The 19,857-nt window shown below is 54.4% G+C and carries 12 protein-coding genes; 2 read left to right on the forward strand and 10 right to left on the reverse strand.

Going from position 1 to position 19,857, the window contains the following annotated elements:
* Positions 1-103 precede the first annotated feature (103 nt).
* Both BLX24_RS16345 and BLX24_RS16350 read left to right on the forward strand, forming a co-directional pair.
* Positions 104-1,786 (forward strand): M14 family metallopeptidase, encoded by a 1,683-nt coding sequence (locus BLX24_RS16345; RefSeq protein WP_071504241.1) that lies wholly within the window; start codon positions 104-106, stop codon positions 1,784-1,786.
* Positions 1,787-1,792: 6 nt separating this feature from the next.
* Positions 1,793-3,538, forward strand: a complete 1,746-nt coding sequence (locus tag BLX24_RS16350; RefSeq protein WP_071504242.1) for a M14 family metallopeptidase — start codon at positions 1,793-1,795, stop codon at positions 3,536-3,538.
* A 46-nt stretch (positions 3,539-3,584) separates the two neighbouring features.
* Here BLX24_RS16350 and BLX24_RS16355 read toward each other — a convergent pair whose 3' ends face one another.
* The 10 genes from BLX24_RS16355 to BLX24_RS16400 all read right to left on the reverse strand — a co-directional run bounded on the left by BLX24_RS16355 (position 3,585) and on the right by BLX24_RS16400 (position 19,804).
* Positions 3,585-3,959, reverse strand: a complete 375-nt coding sequence (locus BLX24_RS16355; protein ID WP_071504243.1) for a group III truncated hemoglobin — start codon at positions 3,957-3,959, stop codon at positions 3,585-3,587.
* A gap of 196 nt (positions 3,960-4,155) precedes the next feature.
* Positions 4,156-5,439 carry an acetyl-CoA hydrolase/transferase family protein gene (locus BLX24_RS16360; RefSeq protein ID WP_071504244.1) on the reverse strand — a complete coding sequence of 428 codons (1,284 nt, stop codon included), beginning with the start codon at positions 5,437-5,439 and terminating at the stop codon, positions 4,156-4,158.
* A gap of 251 nt (positions 5,440-5,690) precedes the next feature.
* A complete protein-coding gene (locus BLX24_RS16365) occupies positions 5,691-7,202 on the reverse strand; it encodes a D-apionate lactonase family protein (RefSeq protein WP_071504245.1) in 1,512 nt (503 codons plus the stop codon).
* A 143-nt stretch (positions 7,203-7,345) separates the two neighbouring features.
* Entirely contained in the window at positions 7,346-9,544 is a 2,199-nt protein-coding gene (locus tag BLX24_RS16370; RefSeq protein WP_071504246.1) for a S9 family peptidase, read from the reverse strand.
* A gap of 103 nt (positions 9,545-9,647) precedes the next feature.
* Positions 9,648-10,697: a hypothetical protein gene (locus BLX24_RS16375; RefSeq protein WP_071504247.1), complete on the reverse strand. Its 1,050-nt coding sequence runs from the start codon at positions 10,695-10,697 to the stop codon at positions 9,648-9,650.
* 303 nt (positions 10,698-11,000) lie between these two features.
* A complete protein-coding gene (locus BLX24_RS16380) occupies positions 11,001-11,843 on the reverse strand; it encodes a hypothetical protein (RefSeq protein WP_071504248.1) in 843 nt (280 codons plus the stop codon).
* 18 nt (positions 11,844-11,861) lie between these two features.
* Positions 11,862-12,260: a hypothetical protein gene (locus tag BLX24_RS16385; RefSeq protein ID WP_143092697.1), complete on the reverse strand. Its 399-nt coding sequence runs from the start codon at positions 12,258-12,260 to the stop codon at positions 11,862-11,864.
* Between the two features lie 168 nt (positions 12,261-12,428).
* Positions 12,429-13,022 (reverse strand): hypothetical protein, encoded by a 594-nt coding sequence (locus BLX24_RS16390; protein ID WP_229201828.1) that lies wholly within the window; start codon positions 13,020-13,022, stop codon positions 12,429-12,431.
* Positions 13,023-13,054: 32 nt separating this feature from the next.
* Positions 13,055-14,452, reverse strand: a complete 1,398-nt coding sequence (locus BLX24_RS16395) for a hypothetical protein (protein WP_143092698.1) — start codon at positions 14,450-14,452, stop codon at positions 13,055-13,057.
* A 96-nt stretch (positions 14,453-14,548) separates the two neighbouring features.
* Positions 14,549-19,804, reverse strand: coding sequence for a beta strand repeat-containing protein (locus BLX24_RS16400; protein WP_143092699.1), 5,256 nt, complete (start codon positions 19,802-19,804; stop codon positions 14,549-14,551).
* Positions 19,805-19,857: the final 53 nt, after the last annotated feature.

Raw genomic sequence — 19,857 nt, forward strand, 5'->3', positions numbered from 1 at the left:
GACGACCGGGCTTCTGCTTTTTTTACTCTTTGCGGCTAAAAGAAACAGGTTATATATATTCTGTGTAAACTTGTACCCTTCAAAATAATCTTTTCCCGATTACATGAAACACTTCATTACCGGACTTGCCCCTGCCTTGCTGGCAAGTACGCTGGCTATGGCCCAACCCGCCCCGAACAGCGGCGGAGGCTATGCCGATTACAACCAGCTCACCAACCGGCTTCGTACGCTGAGCAGCCGGGCCAACGGGACTGCCAATCTACAGTCGGTTGGCAAATCGGTTGGCGGCAAAGACATCTGGCTCCTGACGCTCGGACGCGGGGCCGCTGCCCAAAAACCGGCACTTGCCATTGTGGCCGGAATCGACGGCAGCCACCTGGCCGGTACTGAACTGGCCGTTCAGCTGGCCGAAAAGCTCCTGGCCTCCCAGAGCGACAGCGTAAAGCGCCTGCTGGATACCAAAACCCTGTACATTTTCCCGCTTGTAAACCCTGATGCCCAAAGCCAGGCCTTTGCCTCTCTCAAATTTGAACGGAGCGGCAATGATCAGGAAACCGACGATGACCGCGACGGCCGCGTAAACGAAGACCCGGCGGAAGACCTTAACCGCGACGGCATTATCTCCCAGATCCGGATTGAAGACCCGACCGGTCAGTATATTCCGGGTAAGGACGATCCGCGCGTGCTGGTAAAGGCCGATCCGGCAAAAGGCGAAACCGGCCGCTACCTGCTCATCACCGAAGGTATCGACAACGACAAAGACGGCAAATTCAACGAGGATGGCCCCGGCGGGGTTGCTCTCGACAAAAACTTCACGTTCGACTACCCGTTTTTTACGCCGGGCGCGGGCGAGATGCCGGTTTCTGAGCCGGAAAACCGCGCTTTGCTTGACTTTCTCTACAAGGCCCCGAATGTCTACGCCGTCTTTACCTTTGGCCCGTACAACAACCTGAGCGAGGCGCCGAAATTCGACCGCAGCAAAACCGCCCGCCGGATCATCACCGGCATTCTGGAGAAAGATGCCACCGTGGGCGATCAGGTGTCGAAGCTCTATAACGGGCAAACCAGCCTGAAAGACGCACCGGCCATGCCTGCAACACGCGGTAATTTTGCCCAGACAGCCTACTACCACTACGGCCGCCTGAGTTTCTCGACACCCGGCTGGTGGGCCCCTAAAACCACGGTTCCGGCCGATACCGCCCGCGGACGCGCGCAGGCAGGCCGCGTACCCGCTCCGGCAACCGGCGATAACGACGATGTCCGTTATCTGAAATGGGCCGATGCCAACAAGATAGGCGGTGCCTTTACGGCCTGGACCGCAGTAGAACATCCCGATTTTCCGGGCCGCAAAGCGGAGGTAGGCGGCATTGCGCCGTTTGCCAAATACAACCCGCCGGTACAGTTCCTGAACGACAATGCCAGCCGCCACCTCCGGTTCCTGACGGCGTTTGCGACCCAGATGCCGGTTATTGACATCGTGAACGTAAAAACAGAAGCACTGGGCAATGGACTGACGCGCGTATCGGCCCAGGTCGTGAACCGTGGCCTGCTGCCAACCGGCTCCGAAATGGGTGACCGCGTCCGGTACGTGCCTAAAATGAAGGTTGAACTCAAGCTGGCCAATGGTCAGACCGTCCTCTCGGGCCGCCGGATGATTTTGCGCGGAGCCATGGCCGCCGGCGAAACAACAGACGTCACTTTCCTGGTAAACGGTGCGGGTAAAGTCACTCTTGAAGCCGGAAACGCCATGACCGGAATCAAATCAACCGAACTAACGCTTAACTAATCCGCTGTGAAAAAGATATTTTTACTGGCTGTCAGCCTCTTATCAATACCCGCCTTTGCGCAGCAGAATAAACCCGCTGTGCTGCCTGACGGCACCCGTGCCGTTGGCTCCCCCGCCAACCCGAAAGTACCCATGCGCTGGAATCATTACAATGATTACGGCATGATCACGAAGTTTTGTCAGGATCTGGCCAAAGCTTATCCCGAATACGTCAGGCTCGAATCGATGGGCAAATCGTTTCAGGGACGCGACATGTGGGTGCTCGTGATCACAGATTCAAAGACCGGCAAAGCCGACCGTAAGCCGGGCTTCTACATCGACGGCAACATTCACTCCAACGAGTTACAGGGTTCCGAAATTGCAATGTATACGGCCTGGTATCTGGTCGAAACCGCTGCCGATCAGCCACACATTAAGGAGTTGTTGCAGGACAAGGTATTTTACATCGCACCGACCATCAACCCCGATGCCCGCGAGGACTTTATCCGCAACCCGAACAACCCGAACTCGCCGCGGTCGGGTATGATGCCGATGGACGACGACGGCGACGGGCAGATTGACGAAGACAAATACGACGATCTCGACGGCGACGGCAACATTGTGATGATGCGCCGGAAATCGCCGCTGGGCCGCATGAAGCAAGACCCTGCCGACCCGACCCGCATGGTTCCTGCCAAACCCGACGAGCCGGGCGAGTATGAAATGCTGGGCTACGAAGGCCTCGACAATGACGGCGACGGGCTGGTCAACGAAGATCTGGTAGGCTCTTACGACCCGAACCGCGACTGGGGCTGGGGCTGGCAACCGGACTATATCCAGCGGGGGGCACTCTTTTACCCGGGCACACTGCCAGAGACACAGGCGGTGAAGAAGTTTTTCTTTGCCCACCCGAACATTGCCGGTGCCCAAAGCTACCACAACTATGGCGGGATGATGCTGCGTGGTCCGGGCTCGGAAGAGGACGTGCCTTACTACTCACCGGCCGACATTGCCGTGTATGATGTGATGGGCAAAGCCGGTGAAAAAATGCTGCCGGGGTACCGCTATTTCGTCATCTACAAGGATTTGTATACCGTTTATGGTGGTGAAATCGACTGGTTTGCGCTGGGACGAGGCATCTTCACGTTCTCAAACGAGTTGATGACGTCGTACAAACTCTTTAACCGCAAGTCTGATGACGACCGTTTCCAGAACGACGAATTTAACCAGTTCAGCAAGTACCTGCTGATGGACGATGCGTATGTGCCGTGGAAACCGTTTAAGCACCCGCAGTACGGAGACATCGAAATCGGCGGACCTAAGAAAAACTACATCCGGAACCACCCTGGTTTTATGCTCGAAGAGGATGCACACCGGAACATGGCCTTTACGCTGTTTCATGCGTTTCAGACCCCGAAACTGGATGTTCAGAGCATTACGTCGAAATCACTGGGCAACGGGTTAACGGAAGTCACCGCTACCGTTGTAAACCAGCGGGTTATCCCGACCCACTCGACCCACGACGTGAAGTTTAAAATCGAGCGGCCTGACTACATCACCCTCAAAGGGGCCAATGTACTGGCTGGTATGATTGTCGATAACGAAGATATGGGAATTACCCGTGAGCAGCGCCACACGCCGGGCACCATCGAAGTACCAACCATTCCGGGCATGGGCTTCGTCAAAGTGCGCTGGATTGTGAAAGGCAACGCCGGTAAATATACCGTCGAAGTCGACAGCCGCAAAGGTGGTGTTGTCGAGAAAACGTTGTAGGATAAAACGTAGCGACAAGGCGTACCTTGTCGCTACGTTCTGTGATTTATCGGTCATTATATATCTTCGTCTGCATCACCGTTGCGATAGACAAGGCACGGATTTTGGCTTGTTCGGCCGTGTTGCCGGTAAACAGCTCATCGACAGTTTCTTTCCAGAGCGTCAGCCAGCGGTCAAAATGATCTGCCGTCAGCGGCGATTGCCGGTTTAAGGCCAGGTGGACCGGAATCGGGTTCTGCCGGTAGGCGGTTCCTCCTAATAATACCATCTCCCAGAAGTCGGCGATAACGGGTGCATGGCTCGCCAGGTCAAGGTTTGCCACATCGGTAAACAGAAACCCGATGACCGCATCCTGCATGGCTTTTTCGTAAAAACGCCTGACCAGTTGCTCAAGGTCGGCGCGTGTTTTGATGTCGGACATTTCTTTTTAAAGAGTGAAAGAGTGGCCGCTACGCGGACAAAGAGTGAAAGAGCGAAGCCAGTAGACGTTTCATAACCGTCGCCCGTATATAGCACACATGTCTCTCACCCTGCAAATCGTAATTCGTAATTCGTACATCCCTTTATCCCTATCTGTCCGTCAATCGTACATCGTAATTCGTAATTCGTAAATCCCTTTACACGCGGCCGAAGCGGGCGAAAGCCTGGCGTTCGAGTTCTTCGCGGTGATCGGGATGCGCAATGTCGATTAGCAGACGGGCACGTTGCCGCAGGTTTTTTCCGTACAGGTTCGCAATGCCATATTCGGTCACAATGTAATGCACGTGGGCCCGGGTCGTGGTTACCCCCGCTCCTTCTTTCAGAAACGGTACAATTTTAGACTCCCCGTATTTCGTTGCCGACGGCAGAGCAATAATCGGCTTACCGCCTTCCGACAGCGACGCTCCCCGTACAAAGTCCATTTGCCCGCCCACACCAGAGTATTGGTACGTTCCGATCGTATCAGCACACACCTGCCCTGTCAGGTCTACTTCAATGGCGCTGTTGATGGCCGTCACTTTCGGATTCCGGCGGATAATAGCCGTGTCATTGGTGTAGGCTGTCGACTTCATGGCAACGCCCGGGTTGTCGTCGATAAAGTCATAGACCCGGCGGCTGCCCATCACAAACCCCGTTACGGTTTTGTACGGAATTACTTTTTTACATTCGTTCGTAATCACACCGCGTTCAATCAGGTCAATCACGCCATCGGAGAACATTTCCGTATGGACGCCCAGCTTCCGGTGATGCACCAGTTCGGCCAGAGTAGCGTTCGGAATCCCGCCAATTCCCATTTGCAGGGTTGCACCGTCTTCTACCAGACTGGCTACGTTTTTTCCGATCTGCTGCTCAATGGGCGAAATAGTGCCCACCGGTACTTCGTAAATCGGGTCATCTACCTCGATGGCCGCGTGAATGGTCGACACCGGAATCATGCCATCGCCGTGCGTACGGGGCACATTCGGGTTGATCTGTGCAATCACATATTTCGCCGACACAATGGCCGACAGCGATACATCGACCGATGGCCCGAGTGAGCAGTAACCATGTGCATCCGGCGGCGACACCTGAATCAGGGCGACATCTACCGGCAGGATTTTACGGGTAAACAGCAGCGGGATTTCACTCAGAAAAACCGGCACATAATCGCCATGGCCTTGATTAAGCTGTTTCCGCATGTTGGCCCCGATAAAAAATGAATTGGGGTAAAATATACCTTCGTATTGGGGTTCCAGATACGGCAAAGGTCCTTCGGTATGAATGTGACAAACCTCTACATCGCGCAACCGCCCCGACTGCGCAACCATGGCGGCAATGAGCCGGTGCGGGGTCTGGGCAACACTATGAATAAACACGCGGTTTCCGGACTGGATACAGGCAACCGCCTCTTCGGGGCTTACAATCGGCAAATGAACTGGCATATGGGGTGTTGATTTTTGAGTGGATAATGCGATTAACCACAGAGAACACGAAGTTTCAGCACAGAGTTACACAAAGTGAAAACAGTTTTCGGTGAAACTCCGTGCCATACTTTGTGCAACTCTGTGGTTTAAAAACGCGAAATACGGCCCGTAAACGCAGGGAATTTACCGGAACAATCATACCGGAATATGACCGTCCCCGGTATTTTTCTGTCCGTCTGTCTCTGCTCCAGGAACGTCTTTTTTACATCCTACTCCACGCCATGATAAGCGGCCAGTACGTCATAAACCGGAAATGCCCCGTCGGCGTCCATCAGGCCACGCGGGCCGTGTGTCTCGAAATACGTCACCGAATCGGTACCGGCCCCTTCCAGGGTTTGCAGGCTTTGGGCCAGCCATCCGGCCGCAAAATCCGTCGACTGCCGGTGGTCGGCGGGGGGCGCAACCGGCGCTGACGACAAAGCCGCATCCGGATTAAAACGACCTTTCAATGTCACGGCTGATACATGGACCGGCTTGCCGCCCGACAACACCCGCGCCGAGCGGACGGTATCGGCCTGAGCACCGATGTTTTCCAGTACGGTCAGATCATCCGTCGCGTGTGATTGCGGGTTAATTGAGTAGGTCACAAAATCTACCCAGGCATAATCGAACGGGTTACGGTTGACATCCACGAAGTTAGCATCTGTCCCGCCACCAATCCAGATGCCGGGCAAGGCCTCGCGCAAGGCGGGCACTACCTCAGCCAGCAGCGTATCGTCGGTCAGGCGGTTTTTCTCCCAAAGCACCGCCACACTGTATAACACAACCTGTTGCGCGTCTACATCAGCCAGCCACGCCGCGAGTTCGGTTGCCGGTGCATCCCCGAAAAACAGCACCACTTCCAGCGGTAAGGCAAGCGCCACGGCATCGGCAACAGCCCGCTCAAACGCTGGTCGCCAGGCCGGGTTGGTCAGAAAAACGTCGGTACGCAGGTGCGAAAAACCTACGGAACGCAGCCGGTCAATCTGTTTAGCGGTCAGCGGGCCATCGTACGGGTTATGCCCTAATCCGATGCGCAGTGGTTTTGCAGGCGTTTCAACGGATGTTCCGGAAGTGATAGCCGTAGTGCCTTCCCCGATAGTCAACGGCCGGAAAACAACTTGCTGAAACAGTTCTGTACCTGCCTCAACCTGCGCCGGTTTAGGGCGTTCCTGCGGGGTGCAGTACGTTTTATAGGATGTATCTGACCAGTTCCGCTGGTCTTCGGTCTCAAAGACATCGCCGGTAAACGTCAGCTGGAGTTCATGACCGGCGGTGGTTTGCCAGCGCATACCCTGTACGTTCAGAAACGGCTGATCGGGTTTAATCAGTCTCGGAAACTCCCCCACAGACTCATCGCCTCCGGCATGCTGAATGTGGCAGGGCTGGCCGGCCACACCGTCAATCGGGTGCAATATGCAGAAACCCACACGGTTCCGCCAGAATGTGTTCAGCGCTTTGCCATACCAGCTCATGGTAATCGTTCCGTCAATGGCACCTTCGATGGTGACGTGGCCTGTCATCTGCATCCCCAGATCATTGGCGGCCCAGTCATAATCGACGCGGAACGATTCGGGATTTTTGGTAATGGTCTCCTTACTGAACGTCAGGCTGGCGGTATCCCAGTCCTGATTACGCAGGGCAAAATAGATGCGGCGTAAGACTTCATCGTCGCCCAGCTGGAAATAACGGGGGAACCCATTGTCATACAGCAAGGTAATCGGGCCGGCAGTTAAATGCATATCGGATGTATTTTATTGGTGTCCCGTCTATTTTATTGATGTCCGTAGGGGCGACCCCACGTGGTCGCCCTTTTTATTTGCCGCATGTGGGGCTTTCAACAGGGCGACCACGTGGGGTCGCCCCTACGGGGGCCGGAAGCCGCTTATAAATTCCGCGACAGATAATCCGTGTATTGTGTGTAGAGCAGCAGCGACGTGGTGCCGCTATAGGCCACGCCGTGAGCACCCGGCGGATAAATCCGCAGATCGGCGTCCTTACCGGCATCTTCGAGCGCATTCATCAGCTGGAATGTATTGCGCACATGCACGTTTTCGTCCATTGTCGAGTGGGCAATAAACATTTTACCGGCCAGATTTTTAGCGTAGGTAGTTGAGGCACTCGCTTTATACTTCTCCTCATTTTCAGGCATCAGACCCATGTAGCGCTCGGTATAAATGCTGTCGTAGAGCCGCCAGTCGGTCACCGGTGCACCGACCAGCGATACCTTAAAGACGCCCGGATGCGTCAGCATAGTGTAGCTGCTCATGTAGCCGCCATAGCTGTGTCCGCGGATACCGATGCGGGTGCCGTCGATCCACGGCAACGTTGCCAGGTATTTTGCGGTTTCGGCAAAATCAAGGCTTTCATATTTACCGAGTTGTTCGTACACGATTTTCTCAAAATCGCGGCCGTAGCCCCCGCTCCCCCGGTTGTTGACGCTCACAATCACATAACCCTGCTGAGCCAGCCACTGGTGCCAGCCACCGGTATTAAACTCATTGTAGACCGATTGCGCGCCGGGGCCACCGTAAATATCTACCAGCACCGGATATTTCTTCGAGGCGTCGAAGTCGATCGGCTTGACAATCGAAATGTCAATTTTCTGACCATCCGACGTGGTAAAGCTTGCTAGTTCCTTCGGCGCATAGGTATGCGTGCCCAGATACTCCGTTACGCGGCTGTTGGTTTCCAGCGACTTGATTTTTGTCCCTTTGGTATCCCATAGTTCTACCTGCGTCGGCGTCGAGACGTTGGAGTAGCGATCGATGTAATATTGCCCGTTCGGCGAGAAGTTGACCGCATGTTTACCGGCCGTATTGGTCAGCCGGCGGCGGTTTTTGCCGTCGGCATCAACGACATACAACTGGCGTTCCAGCGGTGAAACCTCCGTTGAGGTATAGTACACCTTCTTAGCTTTTGCGTCGATGTGGTGTACATACGTCACCTCCCAATTACCCTTTGTCACCTGATTCAGCAGCTTACCGGTGTAGTCGTAACGGTACAGGTGGGCATAGCCATCCTGCTCCGATACCCGGTAAAACTCCTGCACGCCCGCCGGGAAGTAGAAATAATGCATGATACCGGCGAAGAAATCAAACACATCCACCCACGCTTTCGAGGTTTCTTCCATAATCTGCCGAGCTTCGCCGGTGCGGCCGTTCGCCATGAAGAGTTTCAGGTGATTCTGCTTCCGGTTCAGGTGAACAAGCGCCAGCTGACCTTCCTGCGAGGTCCAGTAAATCCGGGGAATGTAGCCGTCTCCTAAATCAACCTTCATCCATTGCTTCGTGCCGTTGGCAACCTCAATGACGCCGATGCGTACCAGCGGATTGGCATCGCCCACGCGCGGATAAGGCAGCGAGTCATATTTTTCGTCGAAGCCTTTGTAGTCGGTCATGCGATACATCGGAACCTGCCGCTCATCCGACTGCCAGAAAGCAATGAACTTGCTGTCGGGCGACCATTCCCACGCTTGTGCCAGGCCGAATTCTTCTTCGTAGGCCCAGCCAAACCGGCCGTTATAAAACGCAGGTTTGGCATCGGTGGTCAGGCGCGTTTCTGTCTGCGTCGCAAAATCAAATACGAACAGATCACCGCCCCGCTCATAGCCGACCTTCGTGCCATCCGGCGATAATTCGGCCGTTTGAGCATCTTTGGCGACCAGCTTCAGGCTCTTCCCGGCAACCGAATACACATAGTAGTCAGAAATGCCTGACCGCCGCCAAACCGGCCGGAAGTTGCTTTGGAATACCAGATTTTTTGAGTCTTTCGACCACTCAAATGACACGTACCGGAAGCGCTCGGTGGTGCCGGGAAACGTCAGTTGACTGCCATCGAACACGACACTCTCCTGCTGGTCTTTCGGCGAAAACGATTTGATCACATTTTGTCCTTCGATGTAGGAAAAGCGGTTACCGCCGTCGATCCAGTTTACACTGCGCGGGCCGCTGGCACCGGACAACTGACCGCCCGACGTCAGGGCCTGTTGAAGGGAGGTATACCGTTGTTTTGTCTGGGCAAAGGAGGCGACAGGGATCAGCAGCAGTAAAGCGATCCATATCAATCGGGTGTTGTGTTGCATGAAGGTATTTAGTCTAAGCAATCACCAAATTTAGTAAAAAGAAACGCCCGCTGTGTCGTCTGACACAGCGGGCGCTCCGGAAAGGTGTTTATAGCCTGATATATTATTTACATCCCTGGCCGTTTACCACAAACGTAACGACTTTCGATGTAACTTCTCCGCACTCGTTTGCCGCACTAACAGTAACAGTATAAGTACCTGGCTTTTTAATGCCATTGATGTTCATCAAATAAGGCCCGGGTTTACGGTAAACGCTGGAAAAGACATAGTTATCCGGTCCGGTAATGACCGCCATGCTACCGTAAGCCGGCAGCCGGAGATTGATCGGGCAGTTTGTTGCGCTCAATGTATTGACTACCAGCGTACTTAACGCATTTACCGGCTCCGGCGTACAGCTACAGTCTTTCACAGACATTGGCGCATTTTCCTCACAGCCTTCAGCGATTACAAACCAATCTGAAACAGGAGGTAAATTATCATCCGATTCGGCTATAGCAGAAGGAGGCGCATCATATCCTTCAAATATCATCCAAATACCCAGGTAGACGATTATTTTGCTGTTATCTTCTTTTAAGAGTAATGGTCTGCCAAGAAATGAACCAATCTCATTATATTTACCACTAATCGAGCTACATTCTGAAACCACTTGCCGGCATATGGGAGCGGGTATAGGAGCACACGTTGTTTCCGCAAATGTCAGGCTTGCAGGTGCATCTGCCTCTCCACAACCATTGGTTATATTAACCCACCCCTCCGTAGGCATTACGTCTGAACTTGAAGGGTTAAAATACCATTTTTCATCATCATCCCCGAAAATATACCACCCCGGTTCGGTTGCATTAGGTTGATACTCGATAATGGCCCCACCTTCGGTATTGCCAAAATAAAGCTGAGTGCCGTCATCATCGACAAATCCTAGTGTGTATATACCATCAATATCACCGCAAGGCACTTTTACATCATAGCATTTTTTGGTGAATGCCACCTTATTTCTTGTCGACAGATTACTGTTGGCTTGCTGTCGGCTAAATTTCGACGAGAGCCCTTTCTTTTTCATTCTCTCAAGCAGATTTTGCCGGTTCGTTCCGCTCGTCGTCTGCTGCGCAACCAGCGTGTGTGTCATCAGACACAGGAAAATAACAGAAGCTACCATTGTAGCTCTGATAATAGTACAATTTTTAAACATAGGTATAGTGAAAGGTTGACAGAAGAATACCCCAAGAACCTTTTTTGTAGATTAAATAATGCACTTTCAGGTTCTATATTGGCATAAAAATAAATCAACCTAATACCATAAGCTACAACTTACATACAAAGTCCACGAAACCCTTGTTTTTGTTAGCAAAACCCTATTTTTTGTACATAAAAACATTCCTTACTTTTTCATCTTCCAGTTTTAACAAACAAACACTTTATCATTCAATGTAAAGCTACTACTGAAGGGTTAGCCGTTACATCAATCCCGCAACCAGAGCTTCTGCGCGAATGTCTGTTGCTTATCAGGCCGGCTAACTGACAGAATCAGAAACGAATCAGCGGCGTTTGTCAGTGAGAGAGCCTTACCGGCCAGCACATCCGCCCGCTCCGAAAAAGACTGCATTACCTTACCAGTCAGTGTAGTAATCTGGACTGTCAGCCGCTCAGAGCGGTCGAATCCCTGCAGAAACAGCCGGAAGACACCGGACGGGCTCGGATTAGGATAGGCCACTACCCGTACAGACGGTTCCAGCGCCGTACCCAGAATGGCCGACACCAGTTTTCCTTCGTCCTTAACGTCAAGTTTGGGCGGACTCAAATCCATATTGAGTAAATTCTTTCCCTTGTCATCGGCCATATAGCTTGAAAAATCGCCGCCTTTCATGCCCGGTTTAGCGGCTGACGGGTCTTTCTGCGTATCAAACAGCCGTACCCCTTCGATATACCCTTGTGGAAGCGTAAAGTCAAACAGCAGGAATTCATCCCCGGCGACCAGATCGACCTTTCCGCCCTGGGTTGTAAACCCGTGAAAATCAACACCCGGAACCGCTTCGGGAGCGAAAACACGGGAGTTATCCGACCAGACGCCGATGTTGGTACTCCGCGCCGACACCGACTGGTCTGCTACTTCTGCCGGCAACACAACCGAGACCTGCGAAGGCCCCCAGGCAAACTGGTTTGCCGAAAAATTGGGGCGGGCAAATACTGCATACCGGTTTTGCTCTGCGTTAAAAGCCATCCGCAACACAATTTTAGGCTGGGCAACCGCATACAGGCTACACAACCAGGCGACTACTACTAAGCCAATAAGATTTTTTTTCATGGTCTAACCGGTTTTATCTTATCGAATCTTATGCGCCACGACCGGCACACAAACGGGCGCACAATCGATCACATGCACCGCCAGCGGCGTAGAAATAGCCAGACAACTGGCCGTCACATCCGTAATCAGGCTGGTTTGATCGGCTGTCAGGTGCTGAATGGTCTGATCATCGGAGTAGGTAACGGCATAAATGCGGTATTCGCCCACACTTAGCGCCGTCGATGTAAATACGGGTTCCGAAGCAACCTGTACAATTTTTCCGGCCAGGTCGGTCAGGGCGTATCGGGTCTGCACCCCTGTTCCTCCGCTGCCACCCACGGCCTGAAAGGCAATCGGCTGGCCAATCTGTACATATCCCGGGAGAACAGCTACCCTCTGTTGCCGGACGGGCTGCATCTGTTTACTGATAATAGCCATGGACGGGCTGAAAGGCTGTACTGCTGTGGCGGCGTATGCCCCGGGCACAGCCAGTGATAAAAAATATAAGCTCGCTTTCACGATGTTTTTCCAGTATCATACGAAACATAAACGAATCAATCTTTTATTCACAAAAGCGATGGCCTCACCATCGCGGCAACGTCTGTCTCAGCGAATCCACTGTAAGGCAGGCGCTTCCAGATTACAGGCATTTGAACAGGAGGGCGACGCCGGACCGTAGTTGGTGCCGTAGTAGTTGTTCTGTCCCAACAGATCGTTACCGTCGTAGGTATAGTTCCGGAAATCGCCGCCCGAGGTCTGGGCCGAGGGATCCGGGTCGACACCGTTGATAAACAGCCGGATACCGGCCAGACACCCGCCACCAGGGACGGTAAAAGTAAACAGCAACACCTCGGTTCCCGCCGTGAGGTCAATAGCCGCGCCGGTCGACCCGATTCCGTGAAAATCCAGGGCGGGGGCGGCTGCCGGCGCATATAACCGTGAATTGTCAGACCAGTTGCCGGCCGCGACTGCCGTGACAGTAAGCGCCGCATTACTCAGCGCGGCCGGTGCCACGATGGTAATCTGTGAGCTGCCCCACGGAAAGCCCGCCCGCGAAAACCCGGTTGTTGGCCGGGCATACACTTCATAGCGGGATAACGAGGTATTATATTTCAGTGTTAAATCGATCTGATTCTGCGCCCGTACACCTAAGCCGCTCATGATCAAACAACAAACAATCAGCAGTCGGATAATAGCCATAATGTATTGTTTATACGGAAGGTACGCCCGCACTAATTTGGAATCTGCTCAACAAAAAAGGTAAAATTGTACAGCTTAGCACTGTTTAACAGGTAATTAGTCAATAAGTTTGTAAAGATTGTCTGGCTATCGTTGCCGACTGCCTGATAACTTACCTTACCATTCATATTGACATCCCCGTAATAGTAGCCGACCGCACTGTTGTAATTGTACAGCTGATTAACCGTATTGCCGGGCGCGGTCAGTACTTCGGTAAAAATGGTGTTCAGGTCGGTCGTAAGACCGGTATAGACCACCTTGCCGTCGTGGTTGGCATCACCCGCCCAAAGGGCATTTTTACCGCCGACCGATACCATTTCATAGCCGTTGTAGTCGTAACCGTTAGCGGTTGTGCTCCAGACATTCGCCGCTGCCAGTGTGGTAAAATCAACGGAACTGATGGTGGCCGACAGCGTTTGCGGGCTAGCGGTCATTACACCGAGGTGATTCCGGTGTTTAATACTGACGTAAAAACTGCTTCCTGACAGGCCGGTAAAACTCAGCGGCGATGTGCCGTCGGCCGGCGATACCACATCACCATCCCGTTGCACAAGTGCTGACCGGGTTGCCACTACCGCAGACGTATTGGCCGGATTCCGTAGTTCAACCAGAACCCAGTCAACAACCGCGTCGGCTCCCGTTACTGTCGTTACGGTTGCCGGTGCCGTTTCATTGCCCCCTCCGCCGGTCTGGTTAAAACGCGTACTAACGGTCGATGAATAAGGCGTCGTCAGCGGCAATACCCCGTTTGTTCGCAGGTCGTCGCGCATCAGCCCGTCCGACGTACCGGCGAGTGCTCCCTGTAACAACGCTTTTACCCGCAGCGTCACGGTTGATGGTGTTTCGCAGTTTGCCTGTCCGGCATTGTAGTTGCCCAGCCAGGCATTGTATAAAGTCGATCCGTTACGGAACCCCAGGGCGGTCAGGTCATTCCCGACGTTAATGGTCTGTACCGGCGGATTGGGCCGGAAGGGGTCCGTACTTGTCCAGATTTCGACGGCTCCCGGGCAGGCCCCTGAACTCTGGAAAGTAAACAAGACCGTCTCCTGGGTGCTGCTATACGGTATCTGAGGCGTATTCGGGGTTAATCCAAAAATAAAGTAATCATACCCCGGACTCTGCGACGGAGCCCGGACCGTGGTATTATTGGACCACTGCCCGTTTACACTCTGCACATTGGTGATGTTGAGCCGGCCCGCCAGCCCGACAATTGTTACCTGCCCGCTGTTGGTAATCTGTTCGGCCCCGGTCAGTGTCACTGTGCTGGACAGCGAAACCTGATACGTAACCTTATCTGCCAGCAGTCGGACCGCATAACGGATGCCCTGTTGTGCTAAAGCCGGCACATGGCCTGCCAGCAGAAAAAGCAGGCATACCATTAGCCTGCCCATTCCTCTTCTTATCGTTCTGTTATCTATGCCACTCATATCGTGTCTTCGCTGAGAATAATTGCCGGACCAGCCCGCAGGCCGGTCCGGCAGTGAATATTAAGGAATCTGCTCCTCCACAATGTACGTTGCCAGGAAACTTAGGTTTGCCGGATACAGCAGGACCGTCGCGAAAATGACCTGTAAGTCATTGTCAGCTCCCTGGTATTTCAGCAACCCGTCGAGGTTAACGTCACTGGTCAGGTATTTCTGCACGATGTAAGTCGGCACAAAACTCTGATTACCGGAGTCCAGGAAAACCTGGCTAAACACGACACTGAGGTCATTGTTGCTACCCTGGTAGATAATCTGCCGCTTCAGCGAACCCGACACATTATCAGCCCCGTTGGTATTACCCGGCCACAAGGCCCTGATGCTATTGATGGTCTGCTGTGCATTTGTCCCATATACCGTTGTAGCCGGACTGGTAAAGTCAACCGTAGTAGCCGTACTGGTTAGCGGTACGGTAGCAGCAGTCATCACCCCCAGGTGGTTCCGGTGCCGGACAACAACGTAATAGTCCCCCGCCCCGACACTGAACCGTAGCGGCGACACCCCGTCGACATCCACCACATCGCCATCGCGCTGCAACAAGGCCGATTTGGTAGCGATTACCGTTGTATTGCTCGACGGCGAGCGCAGTTCAACAAATACCCAGTCGACAATGGCATCATTACCGGTTACGCTCAGCACGCTCCCCGTTGTTGTTTCGCCCCCGCCGCCTACATGCGTAAAGCCGGTACCTGCCAGAGCCGACGATGAATACGGCTCAACCAGCGGTAACAAACTGGCACTACGCAGGTTATCCCGCATCAGCGACGTAGCCGTACTATAGGCCCCGCCCAAAATCACTTTCGGGCTGATAACAGCCTGCGGATCGGTTACCACAATATTTACGGTTGCCGACACACTCTGGGCGGTTGTGCAGCTTGGCGGCAAGGTACTGTTGGTTGCCGTATACGTCAGGGTATAGACACCGGCAACAGCAAAAGTCAGCGATCCGGTTGAGGTACCGGTACCGCTTGTTGCCGGTGTAATGCCCGTTGCCGGATTAATAGTCCAGCTCAGCACACCCGGCGAGCCGCCCAGGGCCGAAATCACGGTCGCATCCCCGATATTGAGCGTAACAGACGATGGCGTTAATGACAGCGCCGCCGGCGTAGTACAAGGCGGATTCAGCGCCGTAAAGCTGACCGTTGCCGAAGCCGTTCCGCCTACGTTGGTCACAATGGCCGTAACCGTTTGCGGGCCCGGCGTCAGCGTCAGGGAGGTGCAGGTCCAGTTACCGGCCCCGCTAACCGTTACGACACAGGCGGCATTACCCGCAGCCAGTACCGTTACACTGGTGTTGGGGGTAGCAGTACCGCTGACAGCCGGCGTCAGATAGGTCGTGGTATTGGCTACCGGCTCACTGATCGTAATCGCCGGTACCGCCACGGCGGTAAAGCTTGTCGTGGCCGTTGTACTGCCACCGGCATTGGCCGCCACCACAGTAAGCGTATTGGCTCCCGCAGGGATCGTCAGGGAATTGCACGACCACGAACTACCCACAACGGTTGCAACGCAGGTTTGTCCGCCTGTTGCCAGTACCGTTACCGTAGAACCGGCCGTTACGGTACCGCTTACCAGCGGCGTTGTGCTGGTTAAACTGTTCGGTCCGGGCGCTGTGATCGCCAGCGTCGGAGCGGCAATCGCCGTAAAGGTCGTAGTGGTCGTTGCCTGCCCGCCAACATTCCGGGCAATGGCCGTCAACGTTACCTGACCGGTCAGGGTCAGGGAGTTGCAACTCCAGTTACCGGCGCCGTCAACCGTTGGCGTACAGGTTTGTCCGCCGGGGGCCAGCAAGGTAACTGCGGCGCCGATGGTTGTTGTACCGCTGACAACCGGCGTCAGGCTGGTCAGGCTGTTGGGTGCCGGTACCAGTATGGCAATAGTGGGCTGCGCAACAGCGGTAAACGTAGCCGTTACGGTCTGACTACCCACCTCATTAACGGTCACGGCGGTCAGCGTAACGGGTCCGGGTGTAAAGACAAAGGAGCTGCAACTCCAGTTACCGGCACCGTCAACGGTTGGCGTACAGGTCTGCCCTCCCGGTCCGTAAACAGTCAGGCTGGCGAGTGTTGTAACGGTGCCGCTGACCGTTGGTGTCAGGTTGGTCTGTGCATTAGCGGCCGGACTGTTGATGGCCACCGTCGGCATCACATACACGTTGATCGTTGTTGAGCACGAACCCGTTGCCTGCCCCGATGTAACACTCAGCGTACGGGTAAAGCGCGGGGCACTGCCGTCATAGGCAAACGGAAGCGTGTAGGAGGTTTGTCCGCTCACGATTGTCTGGGTACTGCTGCCGGTTACGCCGCTGCCTGATACATTCACCGTAACGGTTCCTAATAAATTGACCGTCAGCGGCAGGGTTAGCGTTCCCGAAGACGGGGATCCTACCACAAAGGTGCCGCTGGTAGCCGCGCTGGCGCAGTTGCCGAACGTAAAGGCCCCCGGGCATTGATACGCCATACCGGCCGGAAAATTAACCGTTGCGTTATATTGTGTACAGGTGCGGCCGAATCGGGCGAAGCCATAATAGACTCTGGTCGTCGATAAAACCCCGACGACCGGAGCTGTCCGGATTTCGATTTCGTCGAACTCTTTTGTTGTCTGGAACTTCAGCTCATACTGGCCGCCGCCAAGCGCCGACAGACTCAGGAGTCCGGTCGAAATGGCGGTTTCCTGGAGAAATCCCCCCTTGTAGGTATTAATGGTTACAGAACTTACTAATTCGGCCGACACCAGCGATGTATTTTCGACCACGAAGCCCGCCATGTCGCCGGCCGGTGCCATCCGGCTGAGCTTAGTACGGATAAAGGCATAGCCTCCCGCCCCAACCGGTAGGGATATAGTGGCAAAATTGCTCAGGCTGGCATCCCCTACTGCCGTAGCACTCGTTACCGAACACCCGACACACACCGCGCTGCTGATACCACTGGCGGTTACGCCGTTTGTCGAGTTGTTGGCCGTAGCAGCCGGATCTACTTTGGTACACACCTGATACACAAACGAGCCCGCACCCGCCGCCGGATCAGTTGGCCGGAAATTCACGGTGCCATCGGCATTGGCGACAGCGCTGCCGTTGGCGGGCTGCGACACAATACTGACCGATGTCGGGTCAACAATGCCCGACCCGCTCACGATATCGTTGGTCAGTACCGAAAACGCCTGCGGGCAGGTTGTCTGCGACAGCACATCTGTACACAGGTTTGCGTTGTAGGCAATATTGAAGCTGATGGTCTGATAAATTGGCTCTGGCCGGCCGAAGCCATAATACACATCCAGTGAAGCCAGGGCACCCACGGTTGTCCGGTAGCTTAACTCCACCTCATCAAAATCCGACGTTTGTGTCACAAAGCTTATTTCCTGCCTGGCCTCAGATAAAATCTGGATACTGGCTAAAGCCGGTAACGTGTAGGTTTCCTTGAGCACACCCGCCAGATATGTCCGGACAGTGATCGTCGGCAGCACGGATGCACTCAACAAGGCCGGATTGGCAATCACGAAGCCGGCCCGATCCCCCTTCGGCGCGGTTCCGCTGAGTTTGGCCCGGATTGTGGTTGTTCCCCCCACCGACAGGGTTTGATCAATGGTGGCAAAATCGGTTGTTGAGGTAGTCGTGACGTTATTGGGCGTACTTACAGAACACAACAAACACAATCCGTTCTGAGAAACGACCAAGCCTGAGCTTGTCCGTTTTTCACCCGACGACAGCTGGGCAGCCCGCAAGGTAAACGAAGCCGACCCCGCCGCCGAACTGGCGGGCTGGTACCGTACGGTTCCGTCGCTGTTTACATAAACACGGCCACTCGCCGGTTGGGTCACCACCTGTACCGATGTCGGATCGACGGTTCGCAGGGCCGTTGCCGTAAATGAACTCAGGAAGTTGAGCGGCTGGCCACAACCGGCCACGGTTGTCAGTACCGTGTAGCTGGCGGTCGTTGAGGCGGTACCACCGGTATTGCCGGCAATGGCCGTTAAGGTAACCGGTCCGGCGGGCAGGCTGAACGAACTACATGACCAGTTGCCTCCCCCATCGGCTGTTGTTGTACAGGACTGACTGTTAGGCCCCAGCAATGTTACACTGGCACCGGCCGTAGCGAGGCCGCTCACCGTCGGGCTACTGGAAATGGTTGCATTTGCCGCCGGTGTGACAATGCTGATTGTTGGTGGAGCAATCGTTGTAATAGCCACCGTAGCGGATGTGCGGCCGCTGATATTACCGGCCGTAGCCGTAATCGTTACCAGCCCGACGGGCAAAGACAGGGAGCTGCACGACCAGTTGCCGCTGCCATCGGCCACGACCACGCAGGAGCTGCCGCCCGGCGCCGTCACCGTCACGCTGGTATTGGGCGTTGCCGTGCCGCTGACAACCGGTGTCTGGCTGGTTTGTGCATTCGCCGCCGGACTAGTGATGGCAATGGTTGGCAGGGCCACGGCCGTAAAGCTAACCGTTGCCGTATTGCCCGGTCCGATACTGTTGGCGGAGAGGGCGGTCAGGGTATTTACGCCGGCCGGTAATGTTAGTCCGGTGCAGGTCCAGCCGGTTCCGGTAACGGTGGCAATGCAGGATTGGCTGCCGGCCGCTAATACGGTAACCGACGATCCGGCGGTTACCGTGCCCGTCACGGTCGGGGTCAGGCTGGTTAAGCTATTGGGCGTTGGTATGCTGAAGGCAACCACCGGCAACAGGGAGCAGTTAGCCGTACCGACACCGTAGTTTCCGAGCCAGGCATTGGAGATGCCTGACCGGAGAAAACCGAGGGCCGTCAGGTCATTACCGACGTTGATGGGCTGGCTCGGCGGGTTAGGCTGGAACGGGTCGCTACTGGCCCATACCTCAATCGCTCCCGCGCAGCTACCGGTGTTCCGGAATGTAAACAGCGGAATCTCCACACCGGCCGCATAAGGGATCGAAGCCCCGAAGCTGGTCAGGCCAAAAATAAAGTAGTCTTTTGCCGGATTCTGTGATGGTGCCCGGACCGTTGTGTTGTTTGCCCAGGTACTGCTGCCGACATTGGTCAGATTGGCAATGGTTAAACTACCGGCGGGTGCCACAATCGTAATCTGCCCGCTGTTCGTTTGCTGGTCGGTGCCATTCAGGGTAACCGTACTGGATAAGGAAACCTGATAGGTAATACCGTCGGACAGGAGTTTAACGGAGTACCGGATGCCTTGTGCATAACTGCTACTGATGCTAATCAGTACCAGCGCCAGGCCCCACAACCATCGTTTGCTCTTCTGAAGGTGTAGTAAACGTGCATGTTTCATAAACGATATAATTAAGTTGCTGCATAAACGATATAGTTAATCTACTCATACTC

It is taken from the genome of Arsenicibacter rosenii, assembly GCF_001870735.1.
Lineage (GTDB): Bacteria > Bacteroidota > Bacteroidia > Cytophagales > Spirosomataceae > Arsenicibacter > Arsenicibacter rosenii.

Bases quoted from the DNA above. Each gene is read 5' to 3' on its own strand.
- BLX24_RS16360 (WP_071504244.1), bottom strand. From the start codon at position 5,439: ATGCCAGTTCATTTGCCGATTGTAAGCCCCGAAGAGGCGGTTGCCTGT.
- BLX24_RS16375 (WP_071504247.1), bottom strand. From the start codon at position 10,697: ATGGTAGCTTCTGTTATTTTCCTGTGTCTGATGACACACACGCTGGTT.
- BLX24_RS16355 (WP_071504243.1), bottom strand. From the start codon at position 3,959: ATGTCCGACATCAAAACACGCGCCGACCTTGAGCAACTGGTCAGGCGT.
- BLX24_RS16390 (WP_229201828.1), bottom strand. From the start codon at position 13,022: ATGGCTATTATCCGACTGCTGATTGTTTGTTGTTTGATCATGAGCGGC.
- BLX24_RS16380 (WP_071504248.1), bottom strand. From the start codon at position 11,843: ATGAAAAAAAATCTTATTGGCTTAGTAGTAGTCGCCTGGTTGTGTAGC.
- BLX24_RS16370 (WP_071504246.1), bottom strand. From the start codon at position 9,544: ATGCAACACAACACCCGATTGATATGGATCGCTTTACTGCTGCTGATC.
- BLX24_RS16400 (WP_143092699.1), bottom strand. From the start codon at position 19,804: ATGAAACATGCACGTTTACTACACCTTCAGAAGAGCAAACGATGGTTG.
- BLX24_RS16365 (WP_071504245.1), bottom strand. From the start codon at position 7,202: ATGCATTTAACTGCCGGCCCGATTACCTTGCTGTATGACAATGGGTTC.
- BLX24_RS16345 (WP_071504241.1), top strand. From the start codon at position 104: ATGAAACACTTCATTACCGGACTTGCCCCTGCCTTGCTGGCAAGTACG.
- BLX24_RS16395 (WP_143092698.1), bottom strand. From the start codon at position 14,452: ATGGGCAGGCTAATGGTATGCCTGCTTTTTCTGCTGGCAGGCCATGTG.
- BLX24_RS16385 (WP_143092697.1), bottom strand. From the start codon at position 12,260: ATGGCTATTATCAGTAAACAGATGCAGCCCGTCCGGCAACAGAGGGTA.